The 11,480-nt window shown below is 60.7% G+C and carries 12 protein-coding genes; 8 read left to right on the top strand and 4 right to left on the bottom strand.

The genetic code is table 11. The annotated features are described in order from the left end of the window. The first annotated feature begins 348 nt into the window (after positions 1-348). The 3 genes from sppA to E8M77_RS06895 all read left to right on the top strand — a co-directional run bounded on the left by sppA (position 349) and on the right by E8M77_RS06895 (position 2,097). Positions 349-1,305, top strand: a complete 957-nt coding sequence (gene sppA, locus E8M77_RS06905; RefSeq protein WP_137129888.1) for a signal peptide peptidase SppA — start codon at positions 349-351, stop codon at positions 1,303-1,305. Positions 1,306-1,331: 26 nt separating this feature from the next. After that, entirely contained in the window at positions 1,332-1,631 is a 300-nt protein-coding gene (locus E8M77_RS06900) for an integration host factor subunit beta (protein ID WP_137129887.1), read from the top strand. A gap of 118 nt (positions 1,632-1,749) precedes the next feature. After that, complete coding sequence (locus E8M77_RS06895; RefSeq protein ID WP_246659156.1) at positions 1,750-2,097, top strand: DUF1049 domain-containing protein; 348 nt, start codon at positions 1,750-1,752, stop codon at positions 2,095-2,097. 26 nt (positions 2,098-2,123) lie between these two features. Here E8M77_RS06895 and E8M77_RS06890 read toward each other — a convergent pair whose 3' ends face one another. Then, entirely contained in the window at positions 2,124-2,579 is a 456-nt protein-coding gene (locus E8M77_RS06890; protein ID WP_137129886.1) for a carbon monoxide dehydrogenase subunit G, read from the bottom strand. A 129-nt stretch (positions 2,580-2,708) separates the two neighbouring features. On the opposite strand from E8M77_RS06890, the gene E8M77_RS06885 reads away from it, so the two are divergent. The 5 genes from E8M77_RS06885 to E8M77_RS06865 all read left to right on the top strand — a co-directional run bounded on the left by E8M77_RS06885 (position 2,709) and on the right by E8M77_RS06865 (position 8,376). Next, entirely contained in the window at positions 2,709-3,812 is a 1,104-nt protein-coding gene (locus E8M77_RS06885; RefSeq protein WP_170975772.1) for a class I SAM-dependent methyltransferase, read from the top strand. A gap of 17 nt (positions 3,813-3,829) precedes the next feature. Then, positions 3,830-4,678 (top strand): RNA methyltransferase, encoded by an 849-nt coding sequence (locus tag E8M77_RS06880; RefSeq protein WP_137129946.1) that lies wholly within the window; start codon positions 3,830-3,832, stop codon positions 4,676-4,678. Continuing rightward, a complete protein-coding gene (lspA, locus tag E8M77_RS06875; RefSeq protein WP_137129884.1) occupies positions 4,675-5,181 on the top strand; it encodes a signal peptidase II in 507 nt (168 codons plus the stop codon). The genes E8M77_RS06880 and lspA overlap by 4 nt, the downstream gene beginning before the upstream one ends. Positions 5,182-5,251: 70 nt before the next feature. After that, positions 5,252-7,399 (top strand): ATP-binding protein, encoded by a 2,148-nt coding sequence (locus E8M77_RS06870; protein WP_170975771.1) that lies wholly within the window; start codon positions 5,252-5,254, stop codon positions 7,397-7,399. Positions 7,400-7,503: 104 nt separating this feature from the next. Next, the gene (locus E8M77_RS06865) at positions 7,504-8,376 is read left to right on the top strand and encodes a GNAT family N-acetyltransferase (protein WP_137129882.1); all 873 of its coding nucleotides are present in this window, start codon (positions 7,504-7,506) and stop codon (positions 8,374-8,376) included. A gap of 15 nt (positions 8,377-8,391) precedes the next feature. On the opposite strand, the gene E8M77_RS06860 is transcribed toward E8M77_RS06865, so the two are convergent. The 3 genes from E8M77_RS06860 to E8M77_RS06850 all read right to left on the bottom strand — a co-directional run bounded on the left by E8M77_RS06860 (position 8,392) and on the right by E8M77_RS06850 (position 11,398). Further along, positions 8,392-8,778 (bottom strand): type II toxin-antitoxin system VapC family toxin, encoded by a 387-nt coding sequence (locus E8M77_RS06860; protein WP_137129881.1) that lies wholly within the window; start codon positions 8,776-8,778, stop codon positions 8,392-8,394. Next, complete coding sequence (locus E8M77_RS06855) at positions 8,775-9,032, bottom strand: type II toxin-antitoxin system Phd/YefM family antitoxin (RefSeq protein ID WP_137129880.1); 258 nt, start codon at positions 9,030-9,032, stop codon at positions 8,775-8,777. The genes E8M77_RS06860 and E8M77_RS06855 overlap by 4 nt, the downstream gene beginning before the upstream one ends. A gap of 65 nt (positions 9,033-9,097) precedes the next feature. Then, on the bottom strand, positions 9,098-11,398 hold the full coding sequence (locus E8M77_RS06850; protein WP_137129879.1) for an NADP-dependent malic enzyme: 2,301 nt from the start codon (positions 11,396-11,398) through the stop codon (positions 9,098-9,100). Positions 11,399-11,480: the final 82 nt, after the last annotated feature.

The raw sequence follows: 11,480 nt of genomic DNA, 5'->3' as shown, positions 1-11,480 counted from the left end.
GCGGGCGTGGCCGCATTCGGTCCGGAACTTCCTTCGGCGCCCAATATGGCATTTGTTTATCAACAAACAATAATGAGCGACACAAACACGTGTAGTCACGATGGCGCGACCTGCCAAGCAGACATTTTCGATAACGCGGATTCTGCGGCAATTCCATTGGCGACTGGTGTAGCCATGCCGCATTCTCTTGCGAAGGCTGTGCCGGCACATTAGGGTCTGAGTTGGTATCGGCGGAGTTTGCAGGTAGCCAGCCGACATAGAAATGGGCGGGGGTCGCGCTTGCGGGCAGGGCGATTCGGCTGGGTCGGAGCTCTCCGCAAGCCCTCTTTGGACATGAAGGAATGATCGATGGATCAACAGGCAATCGCGGACCGTCGGCAGTTGCGCCGCAAGCTCACCTTCTGGCGTGTGGCGGTGGCCGTGCTTCTGGTCGCCGTCGGCTTCACCTTCTATGCGACGCTCAGCGAGCGGGGCGCAGGAACTGGCCGTGCGCATGTGGCGCGTGTCGATATTTCCGGCGTGATTACCGATGATCGTGAATTGCTGGAGCGGCTCGATACGATCCGCCGCAGTTCCAATGTCAAGGCGCTGGTGGTGTCGATTTCCTCGCCTGGCGGCACGACCTATGGCGGCGAGAGGATCTACAAGGCGCTGCGTGCCGTGGCTGCGGAAAAGCCGGTCGTGTCCGATATTCGCACATTGGCAGCTTCCGCGGGCTATATGATCGCCTCTGCCGGCGACACGATCATTGCCGGCGAAAGCTCGATCACCGGTTCGATCGGCGTGATTTTCCAATATCCACAGGCCAAAGACCTTCTCGACAAGATCGGTGTTTCGCTGGAGGAAATCAAATCGGCGCCCCTGAAGGCCGAGCCTTCGCCTTTTCACGCGCCCAGCGAAGATGCCAAGGCAATGATCCGTGCCATGGTCATGGACAGCTATGACTGGTTCGTTGATCTGGTGGCGGAACGCCGGGGATTGCCGCGCGAAGAGGTGCTGCGTCTGGCCGATGGCTCGATCTTCACCGGCCGTCAGGCGCTGAAGGTCAAGCTGGTGGATGCGCTCGGCGGCACGCCGGAGATCCGCGCCTACCTCACCTCGCGCGGCCTTTCGCAGGATCTGCCGATCGTCGAATGGAAACGGGAAGAGGACAGCAACCTTCTCTCGTTGACCTCCGCCATCAGCGGTCTTGCCCGTCTGGCCGGTTTTGATCCGGCAGGCGCACCGTCCGCGGTCCAGAATTGGCTTGGCCGGAACTTGTTCCTTGACGGTCTTGTCTCCGTTTGGCAGGTTGGTAAGGATTGAAAATTCAATCCTTTCAGGGGGAAGCCGTGATCAAGTCAGAACTGGTGCAGATTGTTGCGGCCCGCAACCCGCACCTCTACCACCGCGACGTCGAGAATATTGTGAATGCCGTTCTCGATGAGATCACCGATGCGTTGGCCGCCGGCAATCGTGTCGAGCTGCGCGGTTTCGGCGCTTTCTCCGTCAAGAACAGGCCGGCGCGCTCCGGTCGCAATCCACGCACCGGCGATACGGTCTTCGTCGAGGAAAAGTGGGTTCCGTTCTTCAAGACGGGTAAGGAACTGCGCGAGCGGCTCAATCCCGATCTGGTCGATGAGGATGATTGATCGCGAGTGACGCAGGGTTGCGCCTTGGCCTTGAAAGCGCCTGCTTGCGTTCTATTCTTCTGATCGAAACGGCTGCGCCTTCTGGCGCGGTCAAGGCTGCATCTGTCGGGAGCATGTGATGAACCGGATCAAGAAAATCGTCAGCCTGTTGGTTTTCATACCGCTCGCCATAATTCTGATAGTGCTATGCGTTGCCAATCGCCAGAGCGTGACGCTGGCGCTCAATCCGTTCCAGCCCAGTGATCAGGTTCTTTCCCTCTCCGGACCGTTTTTCGTCTTTCTGTTTCTCGCTTTGCTGGTCGGCATGTTGATCGGCTCAGCCGCCACCTGGCTTGCCCAGGCGAAATACCGCAAGCAGGTGCGCACGGAAGCGCGCGCCGCATTGCAGTGGCAAAAGGACCGTGTTCGCCCGGATGCCAAGCGCAGCAGCGATACAAAAGCTCTGGTGCCTGCCGCAAAAGCCTGACGATTGATCCGCCGTCACCGGATGCCTCACAGCTCGGTGGCGGGTGTCGTCAGCGCGGCGTTGAAATTGGCGAAAAATTGCTGCGCGAGCTTCTGCGAAGTGGATCCGATGAGGCGTGAACCCAGTTGCGCCAGCTTGCCGCCCACCTGTGCCTCGGCCTTGTAGGTCAGGATCGTCTCGGAACCTTGCTCCACCAGCACGACATCGGCAAATCCCTTGGCAAAGCCGGCAATGCCGCCCTTGCCTTCGCCGGAAATCCGGTAGCTTTCCGGCGCCTTGATATCGCCCAGCGTCACTTCGCCGTTGAAGCTGGCGGAGACCGGGCCGATCTTCAGCCTAACGGTGGCGGCCAGTTCCGTCGGTGATGTCTGTTCCAGGCTCTGACAGCCGGGAATACACTGGCGCAGGATGTCTGGATTATTCAACGCTTCCCACACGACAGTACGCGGTGCCGCAATTCGCTCTTCACCACTGATATCCATGATCGTCCTCCCGAGCCTGCCTCCCCGCAGACCCTTCACCTTCCTGTATCGCAGAAGGGAAAGCGCTTTGCCAAGGGCCGTGCCAATGCTATTTGCACGGCAAAGCCTTAAAGACAGCGGATTGACGCGTTGAACAAGAAACCTGAGCGGCCTGCGCCGCGTTCCAATCAAAAGCCGGCCACGCCGCAGCGTCGCGATGGTGGTGAAACCCGATCCTCGTCGCGTCCGCAAAAGGCGCTGAAGACGGAAAAACCTGATGCGGGTGCCCAGGCAAAGCAGATCGCTGCCGAAACCCGGCCGCTTCTGCCACGCAGCGGCGATCTGCCGATGGAACGCGTGCCTGTTATTCTGGAATCCGGCGGAGCCGGCGATTTCCACCTGATCGACAGCGGCGCCGGGCTGAAGCTTGAGCAATATGGCGATTACCGTGTGGTGCGGCCGGAAGCCCAGGCGCTGTGGCAGCCGACGCTACCCGCGCATGTCTGGGAAAATGCCGATGCCATTTTCACCGGCGATACGGATGAAGATGGCATGGGGCGCTGGCGTTTTCCCCGCGCCGCCCTTGGTGAAACCTGGCCGCTTTCGCTGCTCGACGTTGATTTCCTTGGCCGCTTTACCGCGTTTCGCCATGTCGGCGTCTTTCCCGAGCAGATCGTCCATTGGGCCTGGGTGAAGGAACAGGCGGAAAAAGCCGGGCGGCCCGTGAAGGTGCTCAACCTGTTCGGCTATACAGGTGTTGCCTCGCTGGTGGCCGCCGCTGCCGGTGCTGAAGTGACGCATGTCGATGCCTCGAAAAAGGCGATCGGCTGGGCCCGCGAGAACCAGGCGCTGTCGCGGCTCGACAAGGCGCCGATCCGCTGGATCTGCGAGGATGCCATGAAGTTCATCCTGCGCGAGGAACGGCGCGGCAATAGCTATGACATCATATTGGCCGATCCGCCGAAATTCGGTCGTGGCCCGAATGGCGAGGTCTTCCATCTCTTTGAACAATTGCCGCTGATGCTGGATGTCTGCCGCCAGATCCTGTCGCCAAAGGCCATCGGCCTCGTGCTGACGGCCTATTCCATCCGCGCCAGCTTCTATTCCATCCATGAACTGATGCGCGAAACCATGCGCGGTGCCGGTGGCATCGTCGAATCGGGCGAACTGGTGATCCGCGAGGCAGGCCTTGATGGCCAGACGCGTGGCCGTGCCCTTTCAACATCTCTTTTCAGCCGCTGGGTGAACCCATGAACGACGACGAGCGCAGCATGGCCGGACGCCCCGGCACTGGCCGGGTGGGCCAGGTGAAGGAAGTCACCAGCCTTTCCAACCCGATTATCAAGGATATCAAGGCGCTCTCCAACAAGAAGGACCGCGAGGAAAGCGGCACCTTCATGGCCGAGGGGTTGAAGCTCGTCATCGACGCGCTGGAACTGGGCTGGACCATCCGCACTCTGGTCTATGCCAAGGCGGCCAAGGGCAAGCCGCTGGTGGAGCAGGTGGCGGCCAAGACCGTGGCGCGTGGCGGTCTGGTGCTGGAGGTGAGCGAAAAGGTTCTCTCGTCGGTCACCCGTCGCGATAATCCGCAAATGGTGGTCGGCATCTTCGAGCAGCAATGGCAGCGCCTGGAGGATCTTCACCCTGAGCAGGGCCAGACCTTCGTGGCGCTCGACCGCGTGCGTGATCCGGGCAATCTCGGCACGATCATCCGCACGGCGGATGCGGCGGGCGCTTCGGGCGTGATCCTGGTCGGCGAATCGACCGATCCCTTTTCGCTGGAAACGGTGCGGGCCACCATGGGCTCGATCTTCGCCATGCCGCTTTACCGCGCCGTGCCGAATGATTTTCTCGCCTGGAGCCGGAAATCCGGCGGGCAGATCGTCGCCACGCATCTGGCGGGCTCTGTCGACTATCGCACCATCGACTACAGGAAGAAGCCGACCATTCTCCTGATGGGCAATGAGCAATCAGGCCTGCCGGAACAGCTGGCGGGAGCGGCCGATCGCCTGGCGCGCATTCCGCAGGAGGGCAGGGCGGATTCGCTCAATCTGGCCGTGGCAACCGCCGTAATGCTGTTTGAGGCACGTCGCCATCTCCTGGCGCTGGAGGCCAAATGACGACGAGCGAAGTAAAGCCCACGCTGTTTTCCCGGCCGCTGCCGATCTTTGTCTTTGTTGTGCTGGCAGTGCTGGCCGACCAGTTGATCAAGATTGCCGTGGAGGCCTATCTGCCATTGCAGGAAATGGTGCCGGTCATTCCGTTCTTGGCGCTCTACCGGACCTATAATCTCGGCGTCGCCTTCTCCATGCTCGATCATCTGGACAGTTCGTTCATCATCGGCATGCGGGTGTTGATCGTCATCTTCGTGCTCTGGCTCTGGCGCCGCACGCCAAAGGACCGGCCATTTGCCCATGCCGGCTTTGCCTTCATCATCGCCGGCGCCTTTGGCAATATCATCGACAAGCTCGTTTATGGCCATGTGGTGGATTACATCCTCTTCTATACACAGACCTGGTCATTTGCTGTGTTCAATCTGGCCGATAGTTTCATCACCGTCGGGGCTGGCTGTGTCATTTTGGACGAGATTTTGCATTCCAGGCGCAAGGAAAGTGCAAAATAACGAGCCGCAGTCACAATTGACTGCGGCGTCGTAAGTAAAAATGAAGGAAAGCTGTGTTACTGCACGCAGCATGCGCGAACTTGCCGACCTGCAGGCCCGACTTCGATCCGCGTTTGGTTCGGATACCACCGACCAGACTGTGGCACCCGTGGGACCGGGTGTTGCACCCGTGGAACTGCCGCGCCGCCAACCTTCGGCACAAACGAGTGTTCTGGCAAGCTTTCTCAACCGCGTGGGCGCCATGAGCCGCTTCGCTGGCCTGGAGGCAGGGGTTGAAGCGGTGGATACCGGGGTTGGTTCACCCTCTTGCGCCGATGGGCTTCTTTCGGCCGGTTCTCGATCTTTCCTTGAAAGCAATGATCTTCTTGCCATTCCAGCGGTGGTGCGCTCTTTGGATGGCATGGTCCAGGCGGCAAACCGCAGCTTTCGCACCGCGACCGGCTGCCCGAACCCGCAGGGACAGACGCTCGAAGCACTTGGCCTGCCACTGTCCTGCGATGTCTTGGCGCAGCCGCGCGATATCGAGATTGCCAGCGGTGAGGGCGTGAAAATCTACGCCTGGCAGGATGTCGTGGTGCGCGATGCGGTGAGCCGCGATCTGATGATCCTCAGCGCCGCCCGCGATGTCACGGCCGAACGCCATCTGGCCCATCTTCGCGAGGAAGCACGCCTGCATGCCGAGGAGGCGAGCGCTGCCAAGAGCCGGCAGCTGGCAACCGTGGTGCATGAGTTGCGCACGCCGCTCAACGGCATTCTGGGCATGGGGCAATTGCTGCACCAGACGGCTCTGACGCTGGAGCAGAAGAACTATATCGGCGGCATTCGCCAGGCCGGATCGGCACTTGCGCAGCTGGTCGATGACCTTCTCGACTATTCCACCATCGAGGCAGGCCGCTTTCGTCTCAATAGCCGTGCGGAAAACCTGCGCCAGCTTCTGGAAAGCGTCGTGGAAATGCTGGCGCCGAGGGCGCATCAGAAGGGCATCGAGATCGGCTCAACGGTCTCCTTCGACGTGCCGAGCCTGATGGATTTCGATCCGGCGCGCCTGCGCCAGGTTCTTTTCAACGTCATCGGCAATGCGGTCAAGTTCACCAAGATCGGTGGCGTGCTCATCCGTGTCAACCTGGATGGACGCGACATCGTCATCACCGTTGCCGATACCGGTCCCGGCATGACAGCCGAGGAACGCCAGCGGATTTTTGGCGAGTTCGAGCAAACAGGCACGGCAGATGAACGCAGCGGCGGCACAGGCCTTGGCTTGTCGATTTCCGCCCGCATTCTGCATGAATTCGGCGGCTCGCTCTCTGTGGCCAGCGAAAAGGGCGTGGGCACTACCTTCTCCATCCGCTTTCCGGCTCTGTCTGCGGAAGCTGGCAAGGAAGGCAGCGACCGAATGCTGCTTTTGCGCTCCTCGCGCGTCCTGCTTCTGGCGCCTGTTGGCCCGGCGGCCACGGCAACATTTGCAACGATCGAAACCCTGGGCGGCCGCTGCCGTCATGTGAAATCGGTCGAAGAGGCCGATTGGGCCATCGCCCAGATGGAACGCCAGGGGGTCGCCTTTACCGACATGGTGGTCGATCATCGCATCTGTGGCCTTGAACAGATGGGACCCGCCGCGCAGGACCTGCGCCGCATTCTTCTTGTCAGCCCCGAGGAACGCGGGACGCAGCCCTGGGATGTCTATGATGCCTGGCTGATCCGCCCGCTGCGCGAACAATCGCTGGTCGATGTGCTGCGCGGACGTCTCGGCGGTGCCGCCGGCCGCCAGCTGGCCTCGGCCATCGCGGAGCCGCAAGCCGCCCAGACCGACCGTCGGCACGTGGGGCTCTCGGTGCTTCTGGCCGAAGACGATCCGGTCAGCGCCATGATGGTGGGGGCGGTACTGCGCAAGGCTGGCTGCATCGTGCATCATGTCTCGGATCTGGCAGCCCTGCAGAAGGCAGCGCTGGCGGATGGCCATACCGATCTCATCATATCGGATATCCACATGCCGGATGGCGACCTGGCAGATGTCCTGCCGCTGCTTGGCCGGGGCGGTCGTGCCGCAAATGCATCGGCGCCGCTTCTGGTTCTGAGTGGCGAGACCGATAGCAATGTCACCGATCGCGTCATGGCCGGCGGTGCACGGCGTGTGCTTCAAAAACCCATCGATCCGCAGCAATTGCTGGAAGAGGTCCGCTCGGTTCTTTCGGCGCGCCCCCTGCGCGATGCATCGTGAAAGCCCTCTACTGATGCGCGTCCCTGCCTTGCGCAGGATCCATGTCACTTTCCTGTCGCAGATCGGTGTTTTATGGGGAGAATACTGGGGACGGGTGAATCGAAATGACTATTGACTTCATCGAACGTGACGTCGCGTTGGACGTTGACCATCCACGCGTGCTGACGCTGGCTCGCTCCGAGATCCTCGGACGCATCGGTACGCTGGAGACGCGGCTTGCTCGCTCGGCCCGCGAAGTCGATGCGGCCCAGGCGCTGCGCTACCGCGTTTTCGTCGAGGAAATGCATGCGCAGCTGCCGCAGGATGCCATGCGGCGCAAGCGCGACATGGACAGTTTCGACGAGATCTGCGACCATCTTCTGGTGGTCGATACGGCCATTGATGGCGATCCGGAAGACCAGATCGTCGGCACTTACCGGCTTCTGCGCCAGGATGTGGCCATGGCGCATGGCGGATTCTATTCATCGTCTGAATTTGATATCGAGCCCTTGCTGGCACGCCATCCGGGCAAGCGCTTCATGGAACTGGGGCGCTCCTGCGTGCTGCCGCATTATCGCACCAAGCGCACGGTCGAACTTCTCTGGCAGGGCAATTGGGCCTATGCGCTGCGCCACAATATGCATGCCCTGTTCGGCTGCGCATCCTTCCCCGGCGTGCAACCGGAAAGCCACGCGCTGGCTCTGTCTTTCCTCCACCAGTCGGTGCTTGCCAAGGGTGAATGGGCCGCATCCGCCCGCCCCGAACTGCATTGCGAAATGGATCTAATGCCTGCCGAAGCCATCAACCCGAAGCGGGCGCTGATGGCCATGCCGCCGCTGATCAAGGGCTATCTGCGGCTCGGCGCCATGATCGGCAATGGTGCCGTCGTCGATCAGGCCTTCAACACCACCGATGTGCTGGTGGTGCTGCCGATCGAATCCATTTCCGGTCGCTATATCAACTATTACGGTGCCGATGCCGGTCGCTTCGCCAGTTGAATCTAGTAGCCTTGTTCAAACCAGCCGGATCGGTCCCTGGTATTTGGCCACCGTTTCATCCGATGTCAGGAGAAGCATGCCGTCGCTGATGGCTTGCGCAATCAAGATGCGGTCGAAGGGGTCCTTGTGGATGAGGGGCAGGGTTTCGAGAACGAAGGCGTGCTGCGTATTCACGGCTACTTCCTTAAAGCCATTCGCCAGAAGAGCCCTATGAAGCAACCGCGGTTCGACATTGAATCCGTCCCGTCTCAAAGCACGTTTTATCGTCAGTTCCCATAAGCTTGCCGCACTGAAGAACACATCATTCTCGTCATCTTCGAGCAGATTGCGCATCTCATTGGTCAGGCGCGGGGCGTCATCTGCAAACCACATGAGAATATGCGTATCAGGAAGAACCTTCATTTCGGCTCGCCGTAGAACATCTCCTCGATTTCCTTGGCAAACATGCTGTTGAAGTCATCAGGGACGGTGGCTTGGCCTTTCAGAAACCCTGCCCGCCGCTTCGTTTTCGAAACGGGTTTCTCGTCTACCGGCAGCGGCATCACCTGCACCATGGCCTTGCCGTCCTTGGCAATCACGAAAGCTTCGCCATTTGCTGCCTCCTCGACAAGGCGGGACAGATGGGTTTGGGCGTGCTTTATAGTGACAGTCTTCATGGCAGGCACCCGAGTGGACTTCAGCCCGGAAGCTTAATCCACTCGGGTCCTGTCAGCAAGAAGGCTCACATGCCGGCATTATAGGCGGCAATCGCTGCCATATTGACGATATCGCTATCCTTGGCGCCCATCGAGGTGATCTGTACCGACTTGTCGAGACCGACAAGCAGCGGGCCGATCAGCGTCGAGCCGCCCAGTTCCTCCAGCATGCGTGTCGAAATCGCCGCCGAATGGATGGCCGGCATCACCAGAACATTGGCCGTGCCGGAAAGCCGTGTGAAGGGATATTGCTCCATGCGCGTGGTATTCAGTGCAATATCGGCCCCCATCTCGCCATCATATTCGAAATCGAGACGGCGCTGGTCGAGTATCTTCACAGCTTCGCGCACCCGCTCGGAGCGTTCACCCCGCGGCTGGCCGAAGGTGGAATAGGCAAGCATGGCGACGCGCGGCTCATAGCCCATGCGCCGCGCCATGCGGGCCGCTTCCACCGCGATATCGGCCAGATCCTCGGCAGAGGGCATGTCATGCACGGCCGTATCCGTGACAAAGACGGTACGCCCGCGCGAAACGATGATGGAGACGCCGATCACCTTGTGGCCGGGCTTTGCATCGATGCAGCGGCGAACATCCGCAAGCGCTGTGGCATAGTTGCGCGTCGTGCCGGTCACCATGGCATCCGCATCACCCAGCGCCACCATGCATGCGGCGAAATGGTTGCGGTCGTTGTGGATCAGGCGCTGTACGTCGCGTTGCAGATAGCCCTCGCGCTGAAGCCTTGCATAGAGATAGTCGATATAGGCTTCCACGCGGGTGGAAAGCCGTGCGTTGACAATCTCGATGCCCGGACGGTCAAGCTCGATGCCGGCGCGTTCGGCCGTCGAGCGGATGATGTCGTCGCGGCCGAGCAGGATGGCGGTGCCCAGTCCCTGCGCATTGAAGGACACGGCGGCGCGCATCACCTGCTCTTCTTCGGCCTCGGCAAACACCACGCGCTTGGGTCTGCGGCGCACCTGCTCGTAAATGCCCTGTGTGGTGGCGGCAATCGGGTCGCGCCGTGCCGACAACTGGCGGCCATAGGCATCGAGATCGGCAATTGCCTTGCGTGCCACGCCGCTGTCCATGGCGGCCTTGGCAACCGCCACGGGGATTGCCGAAATCAGGCGCGGATCAAACGGAACGGGAATGATATATTGCGGCCCAAAGCGTGGACGTACACCCTGATAGGCGGCGGCAACATCATCCGGCACATCCTGGCGTGCCAGATCCGCCAGCGCCCTTGCGGCGGCAATCTTCATGGCGTCGTTGATCTGGCGTGCCCGCACGTCCAGCGCACCACGGAACATATAGGGGAAGCAGAGAACATTGTTCACCTGGTTCGGATAGTCCGAGCGCCCGGTTGCCATGATCGCGTCATCGCGAATGCGCGCCACTTCCTCCGGCGTGATTTCGGGATCGGGATTGGCCATGGCGAAGATGATCGGCTTGTCGGCCATGGAACGGATCATCTCGACGCTGAAGGCGCCCTTCTGCGACAGGCCGAGCACCACGTCGGCGCCCTCCATGGCCTGTTCCAGCGTGCGATGGCCGGTCTTGCAGGCATGCGCGCTCTTCCATTGGTTCATGCCATCGGTGCGGCCCTGGTAGATGACGCCCTTGGTATCGCAAAGAATGATGTTTTCCGGCGCAAAGCCCATGGCCTTGATCAGCTCGATACAGGCGATGGCGGCAGCGCCTGCGCCATTGCAGACGAGCTTGGTGGTCTTCAGGTCGCGACCGGTCAGCTCCAGCGCGTTGATGAGACCGGCGGCTGCAATGATCGCCGTTCCATGCTGGTCGTCGTGAAAGACCGGGATATCCATCAGCTCGCGCAAGCGGCTTTCGATGATGAAGCATTCCGGCGCCTTGATATCCTCAAGATTGATGCCGCCGAAGGATGGGCCGAGAAACCGCACGCAATTGATGAATTCGTCGACATTTTCCGTATCGACTTCCAGATCGATGGAATCGACATCGGCAAAGCGTTTGAAGAGAACGGACTTGCCCTCCATCACCGGCTTGGAGGCCAGCGCACCGAGATTGCCAAGTCCAAGAATGGCCGTGCCGTTGGAAATGACGGCGACCATATTGCCGCGCGTCGTGTAGTCGTAAGCGGTTTCCGGGTCGGCTGCGATGGCTTTCACCGGCACGGCAACGCCTGGCGAATAGGCCAGCGACAGGTCGCGCTGGGTGGCCATCGGCTTGGTCGGCGTGATTTCCAGCTTGCCGGGGCGGCCGCTGCTGTGAAAGTCGAGCGCTTCCTGCTCCGTCACAGAGGCGCGCTTACGGGGCTCGCCCGAGGTCGGGCGGGTTTCCTTGGCAGACATGTCTCCTCCAGCATGTTGTGGGCATCGCCCGAGTTTCGGACGCGCTCTGTTGTATTGTCCCGGGCATAATCGATAAGGTCGC

Source organism: Rhizobium sp. FY34 (assembly GCF_005222845.1).
Taxonomy (GTDB): Bacteria; Pseudomonadota; Alphaproteobacteria; order Rhizobiales; family Rhizobiaceae; genus Neorhizobium.
This window is presented reverse-complemented; position numbering and strand designations above follow the sequence as displayed.

Coding starts and splice junctions, on each gene's coding strand:
- sppA (WP_137129888.1), top strand. CDS start 349: ATGGATCAACAGGCAATCGCGGACCGTCGGCAGTTGCGCCGCAAGCTC.
- E8M77_RS06895 (WP_246659156.1), top strand. CDS start 1,750: ATGAACCGGATCAAGAAAATCGTCAGCCTGTTGGTTTTCATACCGCTC.
- E8M77_RS06890 (WP_137129886.1), bottom strand. CDS start 2,579: ATGGATATCAGTGGTGAAGAGCGAATTGCGGCACCGCGTACTGTCGTG.
- E8M77_RS06880 (WP_137129946.1), top strand. CDS start 3,830: ATGGCCGGACGCCCCGGCACTGGCCGGGTGGGCCAGGTGAAGGAAGTC.
- lspA (WP_137129884.1), top strand. CDS start 4,675: ATGACGACGAGCGAAGTAAAGCCCACGCTGTTTTCCCGGCCGCTGCCG.
- E8M77_RS06870 (WP_170975771.1), top strand. CDS start 5,252: ATGCGCGAACTTGCCGACCTGCAGGCCCGACTTCGATCCGCGTTTGGT.
- E8M77_RS06865 (WP_137129882.1), top strand. CDS start 7,504: ATGACTATTGACTTCATCGAACGTGACGTCGCGTTGGACGTTGACCAT.
- E8M77_RS06860 (WP_137129881.1), bottom strand. CDS start 8,778: ATGAAGGTTCTTCCTGATACGCATATTCTCATGTGGTTTGCAGATGAC.
- E8M77_RS06855 (WP_137129880.1), bottom strand. CDS start 9,032: ATGAAGACTGTCACTATAAAGCACGCCCAAACCCATCTGTCCCGCCTT.
- E8M77_RS06850 (WP_137129879.1), bottom strand. CDS start 11,398: ATGTCTGCCAAGGAAACCCGCCCGACCTCGGGCGAGCCCCGTAAGCGC.